Annotated in this window: 18 protein-coding genes and 1 riboswitch; of the genes, 13 read left to right on the forward strand and 5 right to left on the reverse strand. The window is 46.1% G+C overall.

Features of this window, described 5'->3' with window-relative positions; translation table 11 throughout:
- Position 1 precedes the first annotated feature (1 nt).
- A riboswitch (cyclic di-AMP (ydaO/yuaA leader) is annotated at positions 2-139 on the reverse strand.
- Positions 140-392: 253 nt separating this feature from the next.
- Positions 393-1235 carry a hypothetical protein gene (locus MH215_RS28440; RefSeq protein ID WP_239294229.1) on the reverse strand — a complete coding sequence of 281 codons (843 nt, stop codon included), beginning with the start codon at positions 1233-1235 and terminating at the stop codon, positions 393-395.
- A gap of 10 nt (positions 1236-1245) precedes the next feature.
- Positions 1246-3237, reverse strand: a complete 1992-nt coding sequence (locus MH215_RS28445) for a M1 family metallopeptidase (protein WP_239294230.1) — start codon at positions 3235-3237, stop codon at positions 1246-1248.
- Between the two features lie 101 nt (positions 3238-3338).
- On the opposite strand from MH215_RS28445, the gene MH215_RS28450 reads away from it, so the two are divergent.
- A complete protein-coding gene (locus MH215_RS28450) occupies positions 3339-3842 on the forward strand; it encodes a YwhD family protein (RefSeq protein ID WP_056698127.1) in 504 nt (167 codons plus the stop codon).
- Positions 3843-4141: 299 nt separating this feature from the next.
- Here MH215_RS28450 and MH215_RS28455 read toward each other — a convergent pair whose 3' ends face one another.
- Positions 4142-6220 (reverse strand): transglycosylase domain-containing protein, encoded by a 2079-nt coding sequence (locus tag MH215_RS28455; RefSeq protein WP_239294231.1) that lies wholly within the window; start codon positions 6218-6220, stop codon positions 4142-4144.
- Between the two features lie 410 nt (positions 6221-6630).
- Here MH215_RS28455 and speE point away from each other — a divergent pair, with 410 nt between their 5' ends.
- Together speE and speB are read left to right on the forward strand one after the other, a co-directional pair.
- Entirely contained in the window at positions 6631-7458 is an 828-nt protein-coding gene (gene speE / locus MH215_RS28460; protein ID WP_239294232.1) for a polyamine aminopropyltransferase, read from the forward strand.
- A 15-nt stretch (positions 7459-7473) separates the two neighbouring features.
- Positions 7474-8343: an agmatinase gene (gene speB, locus MH215_RS28465; protein ID WP_145326605.1), complete on the forward strand. Its 870-nt coding sequence runs from the start codon at positions 7474-7476 to the stop codon at positions 8341-8343.
- Between the two features lie 425 nt (positions 8344-8768).
- Here the strand turns inward: speB and MH215_RS29170 are convergent, their stop codons facing one another.
- A complete protein-coding gene (locus MH215_RS29170) occupies positions 8769-8900 on the reverse strand; it encodes a hypothetical protein (RefSeq protein ID WP_275446375.1) in 132 nt (43 codons plus the stop codon).
- Between the two features lie 623 nt (positions 8901-9523).
- On the opposite strand from MH215_RS29170, the gene MH215_RS28470 reads away from it, so the two are divergent.
- From MH215_RS28470 to argS, 4 genes are all read left to right on the forward strand, one after another.
- A complete protein-coding gene (locus MH215_RS28470) occupies positions 9524-11005 on the forward strand; it encodes an alpha-N-arabinofuranosidase (protein ID WP_239294233.1) in 1482 nt (493 codons plus the stop codon).
- Positions 11006-11009: 4 nt separating this feature from the next.
- Positions 11010-11309 carry a DUF6171 family protein gene (locus MH215_RS28475; RefSeq protein ID WP_239294234.1) on the forward strand — a complete coding sequence of 100 codons (300 nt, stop codon included), beginning with the start codon at positions 11010-11012 and terminating at the stop codon, positions 11307-11309.
- Positions 11310-11644: 335 nt separating this feature from the next.
- The gene (locus MH215_RS28480; protein WP_239294235.1) at positions 11645-12067 is read left to right on the forward strand and encodes a YwiB family protein; all 423 of its coding nucleotides are present in this window, start codon (positions 11645-11647) and stop codon (positions 12065-12067) included.
- Positions 12067-13746 (forward strand): arginine--tRNA ligase, encoded by a 1680-nt coding sequence (gene argS / locus MH215_RS28485; protein WP_239294236.1) that lies wholly within the window; start codon positions 12067-12069, stop codon positions 13744-13746. Before MH215_RS28480 ends, argS begins: the two co-directional genes overlap by 1 nt.
- A gap of 257 nt (positions 13747-14003) precedes the next feature.
- On the opposite strand, the gene MH215_RS28490 is transcribed toward argS, so the two are convergent.
- Entirely contained in the window at positions 14004-15158 is a 1155-nt protein-coding gene (locus MH215_RS28490; protein ID WP_239294237.1) for a S8 family peptidase, read from the reverse strand.
- A gap of 422 nt (positions 15159-15580) precedes the next feature.
- On the opposite strand from MH215_RS28490, the gene rpoE reads away from it, so the two are divergent.
- From rpoE to rho, 6 genes are all read left to right on the forward strand, one after another.
- On the forward strand, positions 15581-16156 hold the full coding sequence (gene rpoE, locus MH215_RS28495) for a DNA-directed RNA polymerase subunit delta (protein ID WP_056698153.1): 576 nt from the start codon (positions 15581-15583) through the stop codon (positions 16154-16156).
- Positions 16157-16645: 489 nt separating this feature from the next.
- On the forward strand, positions 16646-18250 hold the full coding sequence (locus MH215_RS28500; RefSeq protein WP_239294238.1) for a CTP synthase: 1605 nt from the start codon (positions 16646-16648) through the stop codon (positions 18248-18250).
- A 229-nt stretch (positions 18251-18479) separates the two neighbouring features.
- Complete coding sequence (locus MH215_RS28505; protein WP_056698157.1) at positions 18480-18866, forward strand: response regulator; 387 nt, start codon at positions 18480-18482, stop codon at positions 18864-18866.
- Between the two features lie 260 nt (positions 18867-19126).
- The gene (gene fba / locus MH215_RS28510) at positions 19127-19981 is read left to right on the forward strand and encodes a class II fructose-1,6-bisphosphate aldolase (protein ID WP_056698160.1); all 855 of its coding nucleotides are present in this window, start codon (positions 19127-19129) and stop codon (positions 19979-19981) included.
- Positions 19982-20128: 147 nt separating this feature from the next.
- Positions 20129-21382, forward strand: a complete 1254-nt coding sequence (locus tag MH215_RS28515; RefSeq protein WP_145053427.1) for a UDP-N-acetylglucosamine 1-carboxyvinyltransferase — start codon at positions 20129-20131, stop codon at positions 21380-21382.
- Between the two features lie 470 nt (positions 21383-21852).
- Positions 21853-23178 (forward strand): transcription termination factor Rho, encoded by a 1326-nt coding sequence (gene rho / locus MH215_RS28520; protein ID WP_056698164.1) that lies wholly within the window; start codon positions 21853-21855, stop codon positions 23176-23178.
- Positions 23179-23238 lie beyond the last annotated feature (60 nt).

Consider the following 23238-nt stretch of genomic DNA (forward strand, 5'->3'; position numbering starts at 1 on the left):
GATATACCCCTTCCAATGCCTGCGAGGTTAGCTTAAGGATTCGGTTGAAGGTCCCCTATGATCCCTCTGTAGCAAGATCAATTCACCCATAACTGGTTCCCCCGCTTCCCAGGTGCTAGGAATTTGGCTATGCTAGTTGTGCACCTGTAAAATCAAGAAATGACGATTAAATTTTAAGTAGTTACAAATATGAAGGTAAATATTACAAAGTTGTTACTAAAAACTCACTGCGATTATTGTACCAGAGGTACATTGATTTGGCAACGTTTAGCAGTAAAATTAGCAAAAAAAACCTCGACCTTTGACGGGGAAAGGTTGAGGTTTCCTTTTGTGAAGCGTTATCATTGCGTTTATGTGACATAGAGATGGTAACAAATTTTAACCTGTTTGAATCAACTTTTAGTCGACTTGGATTGCCATAAGCGGAAATGGGCACATATCTTCCATAGAGACATAAGACAGCGAGCTAGAGGATACGTTTGCTGTAATATAAGGCCAGCTAGCCCTGTTAAGAACCAGGATGCCGAAGTGAAGGCACCGAAGATGAGCAGATGAAGCCCCCCCAGAAGCAAGGCGATGCCAATCACAGGAACGATATGACGAAGCGCAATCCATAGAGCGTATAATGCACCGCGTGCTCGGCCTTCTCCATCTGGAGCTGATGCACCGAACTGCATGTATAACATCACGTGATGAATAATCCAGCCGTACACGATCCAACCGACAACATACGGAATACCCGGCAGTAACAGTTGTAATGAATGGAACCCATCCATTAGAGTGGCGAATAGTGTGGGCACAAGCCAGTAGGCCGGCAACAACATCAACAACGTTCGGATGAAGTGCAGCAGCAACATGGGTTTCCACAACACTTTGATACCACGGACAAAAGGAGTTCGTTCCTCCGATTGATTAAAGTGTTGTAATGAGTACAACAGCCCTGCTTGGATGAGGGGAGTGATTAACATGCGCAGCAGCAGCATAGCTCCAAGAATCCATAGATACCGATGAACCTCGGGATGAGTAGAGAGGCTGAGTTGACTTTCCATTTTGAACAAAAGGGTACTGAGCTCTCCAGCATCCGTGCCAGGATATCGAAGCAACAGCGGGACAACCGCCGACTGCACTAATCGATAGATAAAGTACCCCCATACTAATTGATAGATAAATAGTAGTGCGGCTATGAATATATGCTGACGGACGAGAAACCAGCCTTCACGTATTTTTGCTTTCACTGTCTCCACCTCACCATGACAGACTTCCGAAAATAGCTTCAATAAGTTTGGTTGCGCTCAAACTCCAGCGGAATTTGGATGATTCGTCCAGATTAGCTTTCAGGAAATTGTCCATATGACGAGTCTCTAATACCACAGTGTACAGAGGGTCGGTCATGGCCCAAGAAACCGGAGAAGTATAGGTAAGCTTATATGTGATCCGCTCCTCGTTTCCATTCCATTGTTTATTCACGATATGCCCATCCTCGAACACAATTCGCACAGGAACCTTCATATAATTGCTTCCTTTTTTCTGAATGGTCACAGAGGATTCGTACACCTCTTGATCGCCCTTCTGAATCGGAGTTACGCTGATCTTCTCCACAGCAAAGTCCGCCATCCCATCACCATATACATATTGATCAAAATACGTAGACCATGAAGTGCGAGTAACTTGCTCCACGACCTTTTGAAAATCTGTTGAAGTAGGATGTTTGAAACGATACTTCTTCACATAAGTAGAGAGGATGCGTTCCATTGTTTTGGAGCCGACTTGTTGTTCGATACCGAGCAAGACAAGCTTACCTCGTGTATACACATTCGCTGCATAATGGTTCTGTGAATCAAACTTCCATGCTTCCTGTGTCAACGGGGCTGGAGACGTGATCAAACCCGCTTGAACGGGTAGGTTAGGGATTAGACCATATTCCTGCTCCATTAATTTATCCTCTGCATAAGAGGTGAATCCTTCGTCTAACCAAGCCTCCTCAAATTCATTGCTGGCGAGCATACCATAGAAATACTGATGACCAATTTCATGGACGACGGTTCGTTCCAGATCATACCCGGGTGTTGTATCGTCCGCCCCGAAGGCAGTCACCAACGTTGGATACTCCATGCCTCCTGCACCATTTCCGGTTTTTGGAGGAACGACAATGGAGAGGGTAGAGTAGGGATAAGTGCCAAACCATTTGCTGTAGTTCGCTAGAGCTGCCTTAGCGGCGTAGAAGTAACGTTCTTTTAGATCCTGGTGCGCAGGGTCAAGATAGAGTTTGATCCTTACTCCAGGAACATTGGGGGCGGAGAAGGGTTCTTCGGCATAAACAAAATGAGGTGAGGCCGCCCATGCAAAATCATGGACATCATCGGCATAGAATTGATAGATCTTTTCGTTATTTTTCACAACTGCCTGTTGCGTTGGAAAACCTGTTGCGGCTACCTTGTATGATTCCGGTACTCGAATGCGTACGCTATAGATACCGAAGTCGGCATAAAATTCGGAATTGCCGTGATATTGGTGCAAATTCCAACCCTCGGCTGTGCGTCCACGTCTACCTGTAGGCTCGTATACGCTAATTTTGGGGAACCATTGCCCTGCCATCACAAAATCGTCTGCAGTCCCCATACGGGCAAAAATTTTGGGCAGTTGTACTTCAAATCGAGTGTGCAGCGTTATGCTCTCGCCGCCCTTCACCGGTTTGGGCAATCGGATTTTGATAAGTGTTTTGTCTTTCATATTTCCGTCGTCTGGCTGTACGTATTGCATGCGGTGTAAAAGTGACAGACCGTCTTCTGTTTTCATCTCTGTAATCTTCATGGACCCATAACCATCTGTGGGCATAACATCCCCACGAAGCTTTCCGCCAGACTCCTTCATAAAAGTAGTGTCTGAAGAGGAGAATGCATTGGGATACAGGTGGAAATAAAGCTCGTTGACTGTTTTTTTGCCTGGATGAGTCCAAGTTAGTGTCTGTGTTCCTTGTAACACATTTCCGTCCACCAATTTCACATCGATGTGATATTCCACCACGCGGTCGCTGAACACTTCAGCAGTCGGGGTCTGCACGCTTTCTGGAGGTGCGGAGGTTTGGGGCTTTCCTGGAGGCTTGCCCACTTCTGGGGCGAGCACAGGCAATTCGGATGTTGTGGAGCGAGTGTTTCCCAGCGTTATCCATGCTCCTGCAACAAGCACACACAGGGCGAGGAACGCGGTGAGCCAACTCTTGGCGCGTCGTGGAATCATCGTTAAATACCTCCCGTTGACAAGCATCTACAGCATGTATATGTTTGCAATGGGACGAATATTAGTTAAAATATTTGTATCAACCCTTGGAGGCTATAAACATGGAACAAAACGAGCAAAACGGCAAAAAACAAATTGCCTTGAATATCGTTAGTGCAAAAAGCAAACACAAAGGTTTCGGTTCGGGTTCTATTGATCTGAATAACTTATCCCCGGTCATTATTGATCAAGGCGAAGCCAAGATTGATATTGGTGCGATGCACGCGAAGAGCAAAGTGGAGCGTGGCATCAAGTTTTCGACCAATCGTGAGGACGTACCTAATGGACGCCAAGTATGGCTTGTTTGGGTCGCTGTAGATCGTACAGAGCAGGGACAGTTATATGGTGGTGCGACGGCTTGTGAGATGTGGATTGATACGGAGGCTAAGCGTGGATGGAAATTGCTTGCGGATCATGTGAACCGCATGGATTATGCGTTGAAACGCCGCTTTATGTTGGATGATCTGGGTCCAGAAGAACGTGCAGCACTGAAGACACTTCTGATCTCACATAATGAAGAATGGTGGAATGCTTCACCGGATGTATTGAAGGATGCTTTGTCCTAGGCGCCCTAATTTGTTTCAGTGCGTTTGATTAAACTAAATCATTAGGCTAAAAAAGCCCCGTGACCTCTAGTGAAGGAATGTCACCTGTTTATAACAGGAATCAGTCCTCACATCAGGTGCGGGGCTTCTTAAATGTTGTCCGAGACCAAGATCAGTTTTCCTTTTGAAGTGTCTTATAATCACGTCCATTGTGAGAACGAGCCGGACAGACTTTCACTCAGCTGGCTATTGATTGCAAAGATAGGGAGTCCATCTGTTGAAAAGTGATGATGACGCAACTACGTTATTACGTATTTGCGTCATTCTACCCACCAACGTTTGAAATCTCTCCACCATGAATGTTTTTCTTCCTGTAGCCCCTGTTGCTGCTGTACCTCATGAGTCATACCATCGCTTCCAGATTCCGAGTCTTCTGAAGCACTGCGACATACTTCCGTTGGCTCGGTTCCATCAATAAATACTTCAAGTCGTTTCTCTGGGCATCCATTACCAGCCAGCTTACCGGATTCAGGATCAATGTAGACACTAACAACGTTGTCTGGTACCGAAAATATTTTGGGTGGAACACTGGCGAGTGCTTGTTCCGTGAACTGGGCGAACATGGGGGCCGCACGGCGACCATCAGCGGTGGAGATTGCTTTCCCTTGATCATATCCAACCCAGACGGCGGTTGAGAGCTCAGGGGTGAAACCGACCAGCCAGGCGTCTGTATTGGTTGTTCCTGTTTTGCCTGCAACGGGTCGCTTGATGGCAGCTGAGACACGGTTCCCTGTTCCGCCATTTTCAAATACACTCTCCATTAACCGAGTCAACACGTAGGCAGCGGCGGGCTCAACGACCGTTTCTGCTTGGGTCTGAGGTGCTTCATACAGAACACGACCTGCAGCGTCAGTCACCTGTAAAATAGCCACAGGAGGAGTACGTTGACCGCCAGCGGCAATGACTGAAAAGGCAGATGCCATCTCCAATGGGCTAACGGGTGAGGTTCCGAGTGCAAGGGAAGGGACAGCACTCATATTGCTTGTGATCCCTAAATTTCTGGCCATATTCACAACCTGCTCTGGCCCAATCTGCATGATCGTATTAACCGCATAGATATTGTCTGATGCGGCTATCGCTTTTCTCAGATCGATCTCACCGAGGTATTTGTCACCAAAGTTCCCTGGTTTGTACGTCTTACGATCATTGTCGTAGTGGAACAAGGTAGGCTCGCTATTAAACATAGATGCACTAGTGAGCTGTTTAGACTCCAGTGCGGCCAAGTACATAATGGGTTTGAATGCTGAACCTGGTTGGCGTGTCGTTGCCAGCACGTGGTTAATCTGATTGGTGCGATAATTTTTACCGCCGACCATTGCTTTGATATAGCCTGTGCGAGGGTCAATGGAGACCAGTGCGGTCTCTAGCTCACCTGTAGCATCCATACCCTTGGATACGGCATCTTCTGCCGCCTTTTGCACACGTAGATCTAGTGTGGTGTAGATGTTTAATCCACCATGATCCAGCATCGCTTCACTGATGCCCAGTTCCTTAATGGCTAGATTCCGGATATAATCTCGGAAATATGGAGCTTTTTCCACCGTTTTCCGTTCACTTTCGGGTCTGAATTGGAGCATTTCCTCGTAGGCCTTATCCGCCTCGGTCTGTGTAATTTCTCCGATATCTGCCATAGCATTTAATACAATCTTCTGCCGATCCTTGGCATTCTTCATATGATTGTATGGAGAATAATAGGTTGGGCCTTTCGGGATGCCCGCTAGCATAGCACTCTCAGCGAGATCCAGTTGTTTAGCGCTTTTGCCAAAATACATGCGTGAAGCAGCCTCAATGCCGTAGGCTCCATGACCATAATAGATTTCATTCAGGTACATCTGTAGAATCTCGTCCTTGCTATATTTCATTTCAAGCTGAGCGGTGTACATAGCTTCTTTGGCTTTACGGGTCCATGTTTTCTCGTGGGACAGGTACAGATTACGTGCGAGTTGTTGTGTGAGGGTACTGGCTCCTTGAGACATCTGCATGTGCTCCAGGTTAACGAGCACAGCTCGTCCCATACCCCGAATGTCGAAGCCGTAATGCTCATAGAACTTGCGATCCTCTACAGCCAGTGTGGCATGAACGAGATCTGGCGAGATATCTTGCAGTTGTACAGGTACTGAGTCTTTGCCGCCAGCAGAGAAGGTTGCGATGATGTCGCCCTGGCTGTCCAATAATCTGGAATTGCGATCGGAGTCAGCTAGGGGCAGGCTAGTGGCATATAGATAGACGAGTCCGGCTGCTGTGGCAATCAGACCAAGTACAACCAGCACAGAGATCCCTTTGACGAATTTCCATATACGGAACCCGCGTTTGCGGGTCTTTTGGCGTGTCTGATTCATGGAACGGGCTCCTTTCTTTTCTTTCCAGTATGGGATTAGAGTGGCAGGTATATTCACCGCGCTACATAACGGTTTAATAAGTATCATATTGTGGGAAAACCGTTTTGCAGTATAAACGTCTATCGCGTATAATGCAAAAGGGTAATGAAAAGAACGAGTTCGGCACAATATACAGAAGACACGGAAGGACGAACCACACCAAATGTCACTGATTCGTTGATCTGTCAGTTGCTTTGCGCGTTCTGGTCCATTTTTAATCTATAAATGAAGTGAAACGCGGATCTCTCCCGCAACCAGCAACCATCATGCTGTGTGGCGCCGAACGCTGGACGTGCTTGGGCGAACGTTTAAGCGTGTAGCGCTTAATCGGGTATGGCTGATCAATACTTTACGGAAAGAAGGTAGAGATTATGGAACTATGGTTTACGGAGAAACAGACCCCTGTATTCGGGATCACCGCGAAGATTAAGCAGACTTATGTTACAGAGCAAACAGACTTTCAAGATTTGGCTATGATAGAGACCGAAGAATTCGGTAATATGTTGATCCTTGACGGTATGGTTATGACGACGGTAAAAGACGAGTTCGTGTATCATGAAATGGCAGCTCACCCTGCACTCCATACCCACCCGAATCCGAAAAAGGTATTGGTTGTTGGCGGTGGCGACGGTGGCGTAATCCGTGAAGTCATTAAGCACAGTACAGTAGAAAAAGCTGTTCTCGTTGAAATCGACGGTAAAGTTATTGAATATTCCAAAAAATATTTGCATGAGATCGCCGGTAAGCTGGACGAGCCCAATGTGGAAGTCCTTGTGAACGACGGCTACATGCATATTATTGAACATAAAAATGAATACGATGTGATCATCGTAGACTCCACCGAGCCTGTAGGGCCAGCTGCTCCATTGTTTGAGCGTGGTTTCTACCAAGGCATTTATGAATCACTCAAAGAAGACGGAATCTTCGTTGCCCAGACGGACAACCCTTGGTTCAAGGCAGATCTAATCCAGAAGGTGAACAAAGACGTCAAAGAAATCTTCCCGATCGTACATGTGTACGGCTGTAATATTCCAACATACCCAAGCGGTCTGTGGACATTCACCATGGGCAGCAAGAAGCATGACCCGCTTACGGTGGATGAGACTCAAATTCCGGAGATGGATACGAAATATTACTCTCCGCGTCTGCACAAAGCGGCATTTGTACTTCCTAAATTCGTGGAAGATTTAACGAAATAAAGGGGAAATCAATTAATGAAACTGGATCAAGCTTATTCAGGAAATGTATTTATTTGCAGCTCTGAGGATTATGAAAATTCCAAAGCGGTTATCTACGGTATGCCGATGGATTACACCGTCAGCTTCCGTCCGGGCTCCCGTTTTGGCCCATCTCATATCCGCCAGGCATCGGTTGGACTCGAAGAGTACAGCCCGTACCTCGATAAAAGTATTGTAGACATGACATACTTTGATGCTGGAGACCTGCTCTTGCCTTTCGGTAATGCTGGACGCAGTCTTGAAGTAATTCATGAATACATCGGTAGCCTGCTGGCTGACGACAAATTCCCGATTGGTCTCGGCGGAGAGCATCTGGTTACTTGGCCGGTCATTCAACAAATGTATAAGAAATACCCGGATCTAATCTTGATTCATATTGATGCACACGCAGACCTTCGTGAAAACTATGAAGGAGAGCCATTGTCCCACTCTACACCAGTACGTAAAGCGGCTGAGTTGATGGGCGGCAAAAATATTTATCAATTCGGTATTCGTTCCGGTTCCCGCGAGGAGTTCCAGTATGGACGCGAGAACATTAACTTCTATCCGTTTGAAGTTGCAGCTCCAATGAAGGAAGCTCTTCCGAAAATGGGCAACCGTCCAGTGTATGTGACCATTGATATCGATGTGCTTGATCCTTCTGCGGCACCAGGAACAGGAACGGCAGAAGCGGGTGGCATTACATCTAAAGAACTGCTGGAAGCAATCCACATGATTGCAGGCTCTGATGTGAACGTAGTTGGATGTGACTTGGTCGAAGTTGCGCCAATCTATGATCCAACACAACAGACTCAGATTGTGGCCGCGAAAATGATTCGTGAAATGCTGCTTGGTTTCGTGAAGTAATAGTTAAAATGATCGCCTCTCTGTCTACGCCAGGTGGAATCCTGCGTAGAAGGGGGGCGTTTTTTTTGTTCTCATGGTCCTTATTTGAGAATTTACAACTACTCCTGAGGGAGTGACGAAAAAGAATGATTAAGCCGAACAATATTCCGTCTCTCAGCGGATAACGATTAAGTTAACTTAATTTAACTTCTATCTGGAGCTGTGGTATACTGACTACATAAGTATTCAGTAATATATGGATTAGTTTATTAGTTGGTATATTACAATCACGGAGTATATGTCACTTGGGTTCGACCATACACTAAGAAGAGCCTTCACCGCTACCAACGGTAAAGACTCTTAGGACCCGAGAGGCTGTGGATTGTCACGGCGCATATGAATTAAATACTGCTATTCAAGCGAAACCCACCGTTAGGCCGTCAACCTTATGAGGTGGGTTTTCGCTTGCTACGAAACTTTTTGCGTAACCAACGGTATAGCTTTCGCCCACTCAGCACAATACTGAGGATCGCAGCAATCCATCGAATTACATCAAGCAACGCCACAAATGTGACCATCGACGTCACCCCCTTTCGGGAAGCTGCGCCGTGATCTGAAAACATCCACCGTTTATTAAAAGTCCATAAGGAATATTATAGCACGTCTGTTCGCATGCCTCTACCGTGGGCTGATATGATTGCACTTCGTAACCTAGCAAATAATTGTGGTTTTTCTAGCTAGGTTTAAGATGAATGTAATTATGCTTCCCGTAGTGTACTCCTTATAAAAAAAGTTCCACATGGAACAATATCGATCTGAATAGCCTATCTTTCGTATGTTAATTTCTCATACTTCTATAACGAATGGTTAGGTGTTGAAGCAGTCGGTGATGTGTCCATAACGAGCCACGAAACAATAAAGGTTGTAAGGTAAGAAAACTAGATGCGCTCACAAAAAAAATATGCCGTCTATATGGCAATAAATAAACAATTCTAATGGAATTGTATAGATGTTATTTCAAAAATAAGAAGGATAAATACGCTCTAACGTTGCTCTCGAACTAAATATAAGAATAAGTAGACTCTCTCCGGCTACTATAAGCTAGAAAGGGTCTATTTGCAGTGTAACATTAATAGTTGAAACGGATTCAAAAAAACGATATTGTAAGCGATAACAACATACTTTTTGGGAGGTTGAATTAATGGTTAACGTTACTTTAAAGGCAGATTCTAATCAAGGATTAATAAATCGCAATATCTATGGTCACTTTTCTGAACATCTAGGTCGTTGTATTTATGAAGGAATATGGGTTGGAGAAGACTCACCTATTCCGAATACTGAGGGTATTCGCAATGATGTACTAACAGCACTGCAAAAGCTAAATATTCCGGTGCTCCGCTGGCCTGGTGGCTGTTTTGCTGATGAATATCACTGGAAGGATGGCGTGGGGCCGCTGAGTGAGCGTGCGCGAATGATCAATACGAACTGGGGCGGCGTGGAAGAGAACAATCATTTTGGAACTCATGAATTTCTGAGACTGTGTGAATTGCTTGGAGCGGAACCTTATATTAGCGGAAATGTAGGAAGTGGTTCAGTTCAAGAGATGCAACAATGGGTGGAATACATGACGTTTGATGGCGAATCACCAATGGCAAATTGGCGGAAGAGCAATGGTCGAGAGAAGCCTTGGAAATTGACGTACTTTGGGGTAGGTAACGAGAACTGGGGATGCGGCGGCAATATGCGAGCAGAATATTATGCTGACGAATACCGCCGATATGCCACGTATGTGCGCAACTATTCCGATAACCAGATTTACAAAATTGCATGTGGGCCAAACGAGGATAACTATCATTGGACAGAAGTATTAATGCGTGAAGCCCATCAGCATATGAGTGGACTCAGCCTACATTATTACACTCTCCCAACGGGCGTATGGCAAGATAAAGGTGAAGCGACTGGTTTTAATGAAAGTGATTGGTTCCAGACATTGAAGCGCACACTTCATATGGAAGAGTTGATTGTGAAACATTCCGAGATTATGGATAAGTACGACCCTGAATGTAAAGTTGGTCTGATTATCGACGAGTGGGGCACATGGTACAACGTGGAGCCGGGAACCAATCCAGGATTCCTCTATCAGCAGAATACGATGAGAGATGCTCTGGTAGCAGGCATTAATCTGAATTTATTCAATAAGTATAACAAGCGGGTGCAAATGGCAAACCTTGCACAGATCGTGAATGTGTTGCAAGCACTTGTTCTGACTGAAGGCGAGAAGATGATCCTTACGCCAACTTATCACGTCTTTGATATGTATCAGGTTCATATGGATGCGGAGCGACTGGAGCTGGATTTTGAGAGCCCTGGATACACTTTTGGTGAAGATACAATCCCACAGCTTAGCTTGTCTGCATCACGTGATCAGGAAGGTGTAATTCATGTGACCGCATGTAATCTCAGTCATACAGATGAGCTGGAAGTGGTGTGCCAATTGCAAGCAACCGATTCTTCCGTTGCCTCAGGACGTATTCTACACCACGGGGAGATCGGTGCGTTTAATACGTTTGAGCAACCAGAGAACGTTACTCCATCGGACTGGAAGGATGTTGCACTGGAAAATGGTCAATTGCGGTTCGTATTGCCACCTGCATCTGTTGGAGTCATTGCAATAAAGGCATAGTGCTATGAACAACCGTTTATCTATGGAGGCAGGTCAGAAGTCTGAGCGTTCACTTTGCAAAGGTTGCGATGATCAATATGATGTACAGATTAGTGAAGCCAAGCTAGCGCGTCTTGTGGAGCTAGCCTCACGTTCACGCCCTGTTGTTGCAGATGCCGAATATGAGCAGAGATTATCCTCCTGTTACAGCTGTCCGGCATTACAGTACGGTAGCACTTGTCGGTATTGTGGTTGTTTGGTACAGGTGCGTGCCAAACTGCTAGATTCGACCTGTCCATTCCCGTATGATTCACGATGGGTCTGATAGGACTCCTATTCTTAATTACTATATTAATGAGATGAATGAGAGCAGCACTGAATGAACTGTCCCCGTCAAGAAGGCAGGTGAACAATCAAACCTGTTACTGTAAGGGGCATATCATAGGGTGCTGCTCTCCTTTTTTTGCTGCCCAAGAACAAAAACTCTGAATTTGGATTTGAATTGAGCGAGTGAACTGGATATAGTTATACAGTAGAGTGTAGGATAGAAGGCTATCCGGTAATATGAGTGCGTATAGCGGTACAACGATACGGGAAGCGCTTGTGTAGATCAGCCTCTCGTTTTTGGCGCCGCCTCGAATATAATGGAGGTTAACATTCATGTCGAACATGCGACCGGTTCAGATCCGGCTGCACAGCCGCTATGAAGGTGAAGATGTGCTGCAGGAAATGCAGGGTGAAGCTGTGCTGAGAGGGTCTGTTCTCTATGTTCGTTATCAGGAACCACAGATTGGCCCTGAAGGTGGTATTACCCGAACAACATTGAAAATGAGCGGACAATCCATCAAGATTATACGTCACGGCGAGGTTGAATCGGAGCAGACGTTTGAATTAAACCGGAAGCTTCCGGGCTTTTATCGTTCCCCTTACATGGCTTTTTCCTTGTCCACATATACACAGGAGCTGGAACTTTCCATTCAGGGATTGAACGCACGCGCAGCGTGGAGCTACGACTTTTACCGCTTTGACGAAGAATCCGGACATTTCGCGATTAGTTTGCATATACAGGAGGAACCAATTTAATGACACGTAATCCACTAGATACAATTAATGAACGGGTAAGCACGGCGATTGGTAATGCTATCGTTGCTGCTGGAATCGTTACGCAAGATGAGTTGCCTGCTATCACGCTTGAAGTACCTCGGGACAAATCCCATGGTGATCTAGCAACCAATGCTGCGATGCAGCTCACCAAGATTGCTAAGCGCAATCCTCGTCAGATTGCGGAAGAGATCATCGCTAACCTGAACTTGGCGGATGCTGGCATTGAGACGGCTGAGATTGCTGGACCAGGCTTCATCAACTTCAAATTGGATAAGAGCTACCTCTATCCAGTGCTGGAGCTTGTACAAGAGCAGGGAGAGAATTACGGAAGAATTAATGTCGGTGAAGGACGCAAGGTCGAAATGGAGTTTGTCAGTGCCAATCCAACAGGCAGCCTGCATCTGGGACATGCCCGTGGAGCAGCTGTAGGTGATGCACTGTGCAATATCCTCGATTATGCTGGTTACGATGTAACTCGTGAATACTACATTAATGATGCGGGTAACCAAGTATTTAATTTGGCTCGCTCCATTGAAGCACGTTATTTGCAAGAGCTAGGCCAAGATGCCGAGATGCCAGAAGACGGCTACCATGGTGAAGATATTAAAGGGTTTGCGAAGGAATTGGTTGCCGAGAAGGGAGACAGCTTGCTGTCCATGCATCCAGGAGATCGTGCTGCTTACTTCCGTGACTATGGTCTGGAGAAGGAACTGGATAAGATCAAACGGGACTTGAATCGCTTCCGCGTTAACTTTGACATCTGGTTCAGCGAGACTTCCCTTTACGATAATGGTGAAGTACTTCGCGTGCTGGATGAATTGCGTGACCGTGACGAGATCTATGAGAAAGATGGCGCAACCTGGCTGAAAACGATGCAATATGGGGACGACAAGGAACGTGTATTGATCAAGAATGATGGTACGTACACTTACCTGACACCAGACATCGCTTACCACCGCGATAAATATTCTCGTGGATACGACACGATGATTAACATCTGGGGAGCCGATCACCATGGATATATTCCACGGATGAAAGCTGCTATGCAAGCACTTGGTAACGATCCGGATAAACTGGTCGTGCTGATTGCACAGATGGTTAGCTTGTTCCAGAATGGTGAGAAAGTGAAAATGTCTAAGCGTACGGGTAAAGCCGTAACAATGGAAGATCTGATGGATGAAGTAGGCATTGACGCCATTCGATACTTCTTCACGATGCGCAGCATGGACTCCCATCTGGACTTTGACATGGATCTTGCTATTTCGACGTCTAATGAGAACCCAGTATTCTATGTGCAATACGCACATGCTCGTGTCTGCAGCGTATACCGCCAAGCAGAAGAGCAAGGCATTGAGCTGTTGCCAATTTCACAGATTAACCTGTCTAAGCTGACAACAGAACATGAATTTGATCTTCTTCGCAAAATGGGTGAGCTGCCAGAAGAGATTGCCACTGCTGCTACGGGATATGCGCCACACCGCTTGATCCGTTACGTATATGAACTGGCATCCCTGTTCCATAGCTACTACCGTGCAGAGCGCGTCATTACAGAAGACGCGGAGCAAACGGGGGCGCGTCTGGCGTTGATCGGTGCTGTGCGTACCGTTATCGCAACAGCGCTTCGTCTGGTTGGCGTATCCGCACCAGACAAAATGTAACCCATGCCGCGGCGGCGCTTTGCCGCCTAGGCACAGCAAAAAGTCCCCATGCACCACGCTTGTAATGCAGCGTGGGCATGGGGACTTTTTGCAGTGCAAGCAGACGGACGCATAGCGTGTCGTGCTTGCACCTGAGCCTGCACCGACCACCACCGCCGCTCCCGCATGTACAAGCCTTGAAACCTCTGTATACCGCGAGCATGCGGTATACGGTGCCTTCAAGGCTTGCTCAGCCAATGGCGGTGGTGGTCGGTGCGTTATGCCTCGCCCTCCTGCATGAGCCGGAGGGCGTCGATCTCGCCGCCGCGCACCTTCGTCTTCGCGGCGGTTGTTTTGCGAGCGCGCAGTGGTACGGTGGCGCGCTTGACCAGCGCTTTAATTTCGCTGGGCGAAAGTCCTGGATGCTTGGCAAGTAATAGCGCGATGGCGCCGCTTACGTGGGAAGTAGCCATGGAGGTGCCACTCATCTCGTGGTGCTTGCCTTGTACCCATGAGGATACAATTTTGTCGCCAGGTGCATAGACATCAACATATGCACCACGGTTGCTGAAGGATGCAATGCGCCGGTTTTTGTCCGTTGCACCCACGGATATCGTTTGCGGATACCTTGCTGGATAATCAATGCTACGGCGTTTGCCGTCGTTTCCTGACGAGGCCACAATGACAATGCCGGCATGATATGCCCGATTCACGACATCGAGAAGAGCCTTGCTTCGAGTCTTCATGCCGAAGCTCATATTGATGATATCTACCCGGTTACGCACACACCAGTCAATGCCGAGTACAATATCGGATACATAAGCTGATCCGTTATGATCAAATGCCTTTACTGGATATATCAAAGACCGAGGAGCTACACCGATCATGCCAGCCGTGCTGTTGGCTGCTGCAATCGTTCCGGCAATATGAGTTCCGTGACCGTTATCATCATGGGGCAGTAAGCTGCGATTTAACAGATTAATCCCACGCGCTAGTGAATAACGAAGATCCGGGTGCTGATAATCAGCACCAGTATCAATCACACCGATTTTGATGCGATGTCCTGTGGAGACAGACCATACTTTGGGTGCGCGGATCTGCTTCACTCCCCAGGGCACACCTTGAACGCTGGTTGGTTTATTATGCAGCGCAGTGGCATGGAGCGAGATGGAGTGATCCTCTTCCACTGTAATATCAGCGCCATAACGATTCAATTCTTCTGGGCAGCCTACATTTGCGATAATGGAGCGTGCAAGACGGGATGAACGCACTGCTCTTAGATCGGAGAATTTGCTGCGCATTCTCGAAAGTTCCAAGAGACAGGCTTCATAATGTCTTGGTTGGTTGAACCGGATGAGGTACCGCCCCGCCTGTTCCGGTTCAGGACCTTTCATTCCTTCAACTAAATGATGCAATAAGCCGGTGTAGTCCATTATGGGCAGCCCCCTTCGGGATGAACATGCTGAGGTATTCTATGAATGCGCTCAGCCTGCCGCATGGGGAACTTGCCCTTTTTTTATAAAAAGTCCTTCACTTCGTGTCAAAAAGGGCGCAGGGACATATGATGGATGGAGGGCTAGAGGGCTCTTGCGGGGAACCTTGGTAAGGAGCGATCCTACGAGGGTATACAGTCAGAAGACGGAGGGGACTCCGTCTTTTTCCATTTTTGCTCAGCTTCTGTAGAATGGCGTCGTTGAAGTTGTTTTCCATGTTATTTATCTAATCCACGTACATAAAAACTTGCTTTTTAACGCTAAATAGGTTTTACTTAGTTTTGTTAATGGATATGTTATACGTAACGATCCAGTTCGTAGGGATATAAAGTGAATTAATGTGTGAGAGGAAGTGTCTGTCAGTGAGTACCTCACTCAACTTAAAAATTGATAAAGAAAAGGTAAGAGAGATTCCTTTGGTTGACCTCGCCTTTATGGTGCTGAAAGCGGCAAATACGCCGTATTACTACCGAGATTTGATGAATGAGGTAGCTAAACAGCGCGGAATGACTGACGAAGAAATCAACGATTTTATTGCCCAGCTATATACCGAGATTAATATCGATGGACGTTTTGCTTGTGTCGGTACGAGTCTGTGGGGATTGAAGCGCTGGTATCCGGTTGCTGGAGCGGAAGATTCCATGACGGGTGCGAAACGTCCGCGTATCATCAACGATGAAGATGATGATTTGGAAGATGAGGACTTCGGTGAAGAGGAAGATAGCTACAGCAGTGACGAAGACTTCGACAACACTGATGATGATCAGGACGAAGATGAAGACGATGATGATGATGACGATGATGACATCTTCGATGAAGATGATAGCGATGAAGAAGTTCTAGTTGAAGATGATGATTTGGAAGAAGAAGACCTCGACGAAGACGATGAAGAAGAGTCCGAAGACGAGGATGGTTTTGACGACGATTCCAATAAGTAAACGTCATTTTTAATGTCAATAATTTACCCGTTTCACCCCGATAGACATCCTTGACAAGCAGATGGGGTAGCGGGTAAACTATTGCATGGGCTTATGAATGAGCGACAATATATTTATGTTTTTTATAAAAGTGCCCCGTCCTGCGGGAGTACTTTTTTTTGTATTTTTAGAGGCAGAATTTTGCAAAATGAAATGATTTCCGCACGCTCCCGGTCAACGTCCGGGGTTCGTTTTTGTATATAAAAAACGCCAATCGATGTTTTCTGATTGATGTCAAGTAAGGGGACGAACCCGGATAAGGCTCTCGGAAAATTTGCACCATTTTGTTGTAAAGCAGCGTTGTTCAAACGGTCTTCGTGAGAAAGAGCAGTTCGTAGATGCAGGGAATTTCTACCATTGCTCTTTTTAACGATGATTACCTGGGAAACGGGTTACGATAACACCATATATCGCCTGAATTTCTGTACTTATATTAGGAGGGTAATAACAGTGACAAAGTATATTTTCGTGACGGGCGGAGTTGTGTCCTCCCTGGGCAAAGGAATCACGGCTGCCTCGCTGGGCAGATTGCTGAAAAACAGAGGACTCAAGGTAACAATCCAAAAATTTGACCCATATATCAACATTGACCCGGGAACAATGAGCCCGTATCAGCACGGTGAAGTATTTGTAACAGACGATGGCGCGGAAACGGATTTGGATCTGGGTCACTATGAACGGTTTATTGACATCAATCTTTCCAAAAACAGCAACGTTACAACAGGTAAAGTATACTCTTCCGTGATTAGCAAAGAGCGTCGCGGTGAATATTTAGGTGGTACGGTACAAGTTATCCCGCACATTACGAACGAGATCAAAGAGCGTGTATTCCGCGCTGGTCGTGAAGCTGGTTCGGATGTCGTGATTACGGAAATCGGTGGAACAGTAGGTGACATCGAGAGCTTGCCTTTCCTGGAGGCTATTCGTCAGATCAAGAGTGATGTAGGTCGCGACAATGTAATGTACATCCATGTAACGCTGATTCCATACATCAAGGCTGCGGGTGAAGTGAAAACAAAACCTACACAGCACAGTGTGAAGGAATTGCGCAGCATCGGTATTCAGCCAAACGTTATCGTTTGCCGTACAGAGTACGAGCTGTCCAAAGACATGAAAGCCAAAATCGCGCTCTTCTGTGACATTGATGAGAACGCCGTGGTAGAATGCCGCGATGCGAGCACATTGTATGAAGTGCCACTTAACCTGCGTGAAGAAGGCCTGGATGAGATCGTGGTAAACCACCTGAAGCTGACTACTCCTGCACCGGATATGAGCGAGTGGGAAGGGCTGGTTGACCGGATCAGCAAATTGCAACGCACTGTTGAGATTGCGATTGTTGGTAAATATGTAGCGCTTCATGATGCATATCTGAGTGTTGTTGAATCATTGTCTCACGCTGGATTTGCATCCAACGCAGATGTGAAGATCCGCTGGGTTCATTCCGAAGATCTTACCGATGAGAACGTAGGCGACCTGTTGCACGGCGTGGGTGGTATTCTTGTTCCTGGTGGATTCGGAGATCGTGGGATCGAAGGTAAAGTATCGGCAATCCGTTATGCCCGTGACAAAAATATTCCGTTCTTCGGTATTTGCTTGGGTATGCAGGTTTCCGTTATTGAATATGCACGTTCCATCGTTGGTTTGAACGGTGCTAACAGCTCCGAGATTAATCCAGCTACTGAATTCCCGGTAATCGATCTGTTGCCAGAGCAAAAGGATATCGAAAATCTGGGTGGTACGATGCGTCTTGGTCTGTACCCTTGTAAGCTTCAAGAGGGATCTTTGGCAATGTCTTGTTATGATGACGAACTCGTGTATGAGAGACATCGCCACCGGTATGAGTTCAACAATGAATACCGTGAAGCGATCGAGAAAGCAGGATTGGTTATCTCCGGTACATCTCCAGATGGCCGTTTGGTAGAGATCGTTGAACTTCCGGGACACCCATGGTTCCTGGCAGTGCAATTCCATCCGGAATTCACTTCCCGTCCGAACCGTCCACAACCATTGTTCCGTGAGTTTGTGAAAGCTTCCTTGGAGAACGCTGAGAAGTAAGTTATTTATTTATTATATGGGGATGCCTCTGTTCGCTCGTGATTTACGGGTGGACGGGGCATCCTCTTTTCGTCATGCTCTGAGAAATCATAGATGGGATAAAATGTTTTCGGTCAATTTGAACCTGGAGAAGGATTTTACTGGAAGAGGTAGAATACTTATCATGACGACTATGGGATAGTTATCCAATTCGGACGTTTATGCTTTCCTAAATCCAGGAGGTTACACAGTGGAAAATAAAAAATTGTTGATTGTTGATGACCAAAATGGGATTCGTATCCTCTTAATGGAAGTGTTCAGCAGTGAGGGATATAATACATTTCAAGCGCCTAATGGTAAGGTAGCTCTTGAAATTGTAAATAACGACAAGCCTGATCTGGTGTTGCTCGATATGAAAATTCCCGGCATGGATGGGCTGGAAATTTTGAAGCATATTAAAGAAATAGACCCCAACATCAAAGTCATCATGATGACGGCTTATGGGGAGCTAGATATGATTAAGGAAGCTACCGATCTTGGAGCACTCATGCATTTTACGAAACCGTTTGATATCGATGAGATGCGTGTTGCCGTCAATATGCAATTACGAAATGATACCGCCAATAAATGCAGCTGAATCCTGTGGAAACAGGATTTTTTTGTGTATAAATAACCAAATATAAGGATTGTATTAATCCAAGGTATTCCAGTGAAATTTTCAGGGAATATTGAAATTGATGATGCCGTCATGTGATATCTATGAAAACTGTGCTGCAAAGCACAGCATTTTTGCAAATGCATGTTTAGTATTTGACATGGGATGTGGTATAATAAGCCCGTATGTGATTTCGGCTAAAAACCATAGACATAACCCAAACCCCTAGGAGGATTGAAACCATGCCATTAGTATCTATGACAGACATGTTGAACAAAGCACTCGAAGGAAAATATGCAGTTGGTCAATACAACATCAATAACCTTGAGTGGACTCAAGCAATTCTTACTGCTGCTGAAGAAGAAAAGTCCCCAGTAATCCTGGGTGTTTCCGAAGGCGCAGCACGTCACATGGGTGGCTTTACTACTGTAGTTAAAATGGTAGAAGGACTCTTGATTGACATGAAAATCTCCGTACCAGTTGCTATTCACCTGGATCACGGTTCAAGCTTCGACAAATGTAAAGAAGCGATTGACGCTGGATTTACATCCGTTATGATCGACGGTTCCCATCACTCCATCGATGAGAACATCGAAATGACTAAAAAAGTGGTTGAATATGCACACGCTAAAGGCGTTTCTGTAGAAGCTGAAGTAGGTACTGTAGGCGGACAAGAAGACGACGTTATCGGTGGTATTCAATACGCTGACCTGAACGAGTGTATCCGTATCGTTAAAGAAACAGGTATCGATACTTTGGCACCAGCTCTGGGTTCCGTACACGGTCCTTACCAAGGCGAGCCAAACCTCGGCTTCAAAGAAATGGAAGAAGTTCGTGACGCGGTACAAGTTCCACTCGTATTGCACGGTGGTACAGGTATTCCTAAGCACGATATCGATAAAGCAATCTCCCTGGGTACTTCCAAAATCAACGTGAACACAGAGAACCAAATCTCTTTCACTAAAGCAGTTCGTGAAGTACTTGCAGCTAAACCAAATGCTTACGATCCACGTACATTCATCGTACCAGGCCGTGATGCAATCAAAGAAACAGTTAAAGGTAAAATCCGCGAGTTTGGTTCTAACAACAAAGCGTAATTTATCTCAAACAGTTCCATACTGTGAAATGGAAGAACACCGCCTAGCCGGTGTCTTTCCATTTTCACACCTTATTTCTACATCGTTAGCCATCAGCACGTATTGCCGTTCATCGGCTGCAAAACACGTAGGGGGACATTAAGCTTTATGGAAAAATTGATGATTAGTGGCGGACGTCCGTTACAGGGAACTGTAACCATAAGCGGCGCCAAGAACAGCGCCATTGCGCTTATTCCTGCAGCATTGCTTGCCGAGTCAGAGGTCGTGCTTGACAACCTGCCACTTTTGAGTGATGTGGCCGTATATGCGGAAATTTTGGAGGAACTCGGAGCGCGTGTGACATGGGAAGGCAGTCAGATGAGAATCGATCCTTCCGATATTAAATCCATTCCTATGCCGAATGGGCCTGTGAAGAAACTTCGTGCTTCATACTATATGATGGGTGCGCTGCTTGGGCGTTTCAAAGAAGCGACCATTGGTTTACCTGGAGGTTGTAATTTTGAACCTCGTCCGATTGATCAACATATCAAAGGTTTTGAAGCGCTTGGCGCAACGGTTACAAACGAACATGGTTCCATTCATCTGCATGCCAAAGAGCTTCGCGGAGCTAAGATTTATCTAGATGTAAGTAGCGTAGGTGCAACCATTAACATTATGCTGGCGGCAACTCGTGCCAAAGGCTCTACAATTATCGAAAACGCGGCTAAAGAGCCTGAGATTATAGATGTAGCAACACTTTTGAACTCTATGGGTGCAAGCATTAAGGGTGCAGGTACAGAAACCATTCGTATTGAAGGTGTATCTGAACTAAAAGGCTGTCGTCATTCGATTATCCCGGATCGTATACAGGCGGGTACGTACATGATCGCTGCGGCAGCAACACGTGGAGACGTCCTGATTGATAATGTCATCCCCAAACACCTTGAAGCTTTGACTGCAAAGCTAATTGAGATGGGCGTTGGCATTGAGGAACTAGACGAGAGCATCCGAGTTATCGGACAAGCCTCGTACAATCATGTGGATGTGAAGGCGCTGGTGTACCCTGGCTTCCCTACAGATCTACAGTCCCCGATGACGAGTGTATTAACACAAGCCACGGGTGTTAGTGTCCTCAGTGATTTTGTATATAGCAATCGATTCAAGCATGTTCCTGAGTTAGTGCGAATGGGTGCTAAGATCCGTGTAGAAGGACGGTCTGCAATTATTGAAGGTAGTCCTTTGAATGCGGCTAAGGTAAAAGCATCCGATCTGCGCGCTGGAGCAGCGCTGGTGATCGCAGGTCTCACCGTTAGTGAAGGTGTGACTGAAGTAACGGGTGTTGAATATATTGATCGTGGTTACGATCATCTCGTTACTAATCTGCGCTTGTTAGGTGCAGATGTGTGGCGTGAGACGGAGTAAACGAACGATATATTGCAAGTTTACAGCAATACAGTTATTATTTTTACAGAACTGCATAACCTTTCAACAAATGGGTAAACCTATACTAATAGAGTTCTCAGCCTCTCCGGAACCAGGTGAAATGTACGATTTCCTTGGCCGGAGGGTCTTTTTTTGGATTAGACATCATATGGCTGTAAGAACTGAGATTATTCCCTTTCCTCAAGCCCCCGGTTTGTTTGAACTGCGCTCCTTGGCCGGTTACCCGGATCGAACGCCTCATGACTTTTGTGTTCACTCACTAGCGGACAGTGCTGTGTATATAGCCATCCCGCCCGGAACTTACATCCAAAGACAAGTATTTGCATTATAGCGGTTACATTCCGTACAATGGACAGAAGAGAACGCGGTGTTATGCTGCTCTCCATAGCCGGAACATCTAGCGAAACTATCCATTTCACGGACTTATTAATTGAATAGGTGGTTATTATATGGATCTACAAATTTCCGATTTGGAAGAAATGAAATTAACGGACCTTTACAAACTGGCCAAAAAATATCAAATTCCATATTACGGTCAATTGAAAAAGAAAGAATTAATCTTTGCTATATTACGTGCACAAGCTGAACAAAGTGGTTTGATGTTTATGCAAGGTGTGCTTGAAATTCTCCCTGAGGGATACGGATTCCTACGGCCGATTAACTACTTGCCAAGTACAGAGGATATCTACATTTCGGCTTCGCAGATTCGCAAGTTTGACCTTAGAACGGGTGACCTCGTATCGGGTAAGTGTAGGACGCCAAAAGAAAATGAGCGGTACTTCGGCTTGCTGCAAGTCAATGCTGTAAACGGAGAGAATCCTTCAGCCGCTGCGGAAAGACTTCATTTCCCTGCACTAACTCCATTATATCCGCAGAAAAAACTGGTTCTCGAAACATCCCCCAACCATTTGTCCACTCGCATTATGGATGTGCTTGCTCCAGTAGGTCTGGGACAGCGCGGATTGATCGTAGCACCTCCCAAAGCAGGTAAAACACTTCTCCTTAAAGAAATCGCCAACAGCATCTCAACGAACAATCCTGAAATTGAACTATTTGTCCTGTTGATTGATGAGCGTCCGGAGGAAGTAACGGATATGTCTCGTTCGGTTAAAGGTGAAGTTGTAGCTTCTACGTTTGATGAGCTGCCTGAGAACCATATTAAAGTTGCTGAATTGGTATTGGAGCGTGCACTTCGCCTTGTAGAAGCCAAAAAAGATGTCGTTATCCTACTGGATAGCATCACACGTCTGGCTCGTGCATACAACTTGGTTATTCCGCCATCTGGTCGGACGCTAAGCGGAGGTATTGATCCTGCAGCATTCCATCGTCCTAAACGCTTCTTCGGTTCTGCAAGGAATGTGGAAGAGGGAGGAAGCTTGACTATTCTGGCGACCGCTCTGATTGATACAGGTTCCCGTATGGATGATATTATCTATGAAGAGTTCAAAGGTACGGGTAACATGGAGCTTCATTTGGATCGTCGTTTGGCAGAGCGCCGTATCTTCCCTGCGATTGATATTCGTCGTTCGGGTACTCGTCGTGAAGAAGTGCTTCTTAGCAAAGAAGAGCTGGATACAATCTGGACTATTCGGAAAAATATGAATGACTCACATGATTTTGTGGAGAGCTTCTTGAAGAAGCTGCGTAACAGCAAAACCAATGCAGAGTTCCTTGCTGCATTTGATGCAGCGGCCAATAATCCAACGAGTAATTCCGGCACAACAACAACCCGTCGTTCACCAAGACAAACAGCCACATCAGCAACGACAACCTAGTTGACTATGGGCTGATTGGACACTCGTCGTTTAGGCTTAACCCATATAGATGTGAGGAGA

Origin of the sequence: Paenibacillus sp. ACRSA (assembly GCF_022346845.1) — a bacterium.
Lineage (GTDB): Bacteria > Bacillota > Bacilli > Paenibacillales > Paenibacillaceae > Paenibacillus.

Bases quoted from the DNA above. Each gene is read 5' to 3' on its own strand.
- rho (WP_056698164.1), top strand. From the start codon at position 21,853: ATGGATCTACAAATTTCCGATTTGGAAGAAATGAAATTAACGGACCTT.
- MH215_RS28490 (WP_239294237.1), bottom strand. From the start codon at position 15,158: ATGGACTACACCGGCTTATTGCATCATTTAGTTGAAGGAATGAAAGGT.
- argS (WP_239294236.1), top strand. From the start codon at position 12,067: ATGACACGTAATCCACTAGATACAATTAATGAACGGGTAAGCACGGCG.
- speE (WP_239294232.1), top strand. From the start codon at position 6,631: ATGGAACTATGGTTTACGGAGAAACAGACCCCTGTATTCGGGATCACC.
- MH215_RS28450 (WP_056698127.1), top strand. From the start codon at position 3,339: ATGGAACAAAACGAGCAAAACGGCAAAAAACAAATTGCCTTGAATATC.
- MH215_RS28470 (WP_239294233.1), top strand. From the start codon at position 9,524: ATGGTTAACGTTACTTTAAAGGCAGATTCTAATCAAGGATTAATAAAT.
- fba (WP_056698160.1), top strand. From the start codon at position 19,127: ATGCCATTAGTATCTATGACAGACATGTTGAACAAAGCACTCGAAGGA.
- MH215_RS29170 (WP_275446375.1), bottom strand. From the start codon at position 8,900: ATGGTCACATTTGTGGCGTTGCTTGATGTAATTCGATGGATTGCTGCG.
- MH215_RS28515 (WP_145053427.1), top strand. From the start codon at position 20,129: ATGGAAAAATTGATGATTAGTGGCGGACGTCCGTTACAGGGAACTGTA.
- MH215_RS28480 (WP_239294235.1), top strand. From the start codon at position 11,645: ATGTCGAACATGCGACCGGTTCAGATCCGGCTGCACAGCCGCTATGAA.
- speB (WP_145326605.1), top strand. From the start codon at position 7,474: ATGAAACTGGATCAAGCTTATTCAGGAAATGTATTTATTTGCAGCTCT.
- MH215_RS28475 (WP_239294234.1), top strand. From the start codon at position 11,010: ATGAACAACCGTTTATCTATGGAGGCAGGTCAGAAGTCTGAGCGTTCA.
- MH215_RS28455 (WP_239294231.1), bottom strand. From the start codon at position 6,220: ATGAATCAGACACGCCAAAAGACCCGCAAACGCGGGTTCCGTATATGG.
- MH215_RS28445 (WP_239294230.1), bottom strand. From the start codon at position 3,237: ATGATTCCACGACGCGCCAAGAGTTGGCTCACCGCGTTCCTCGCCCTG.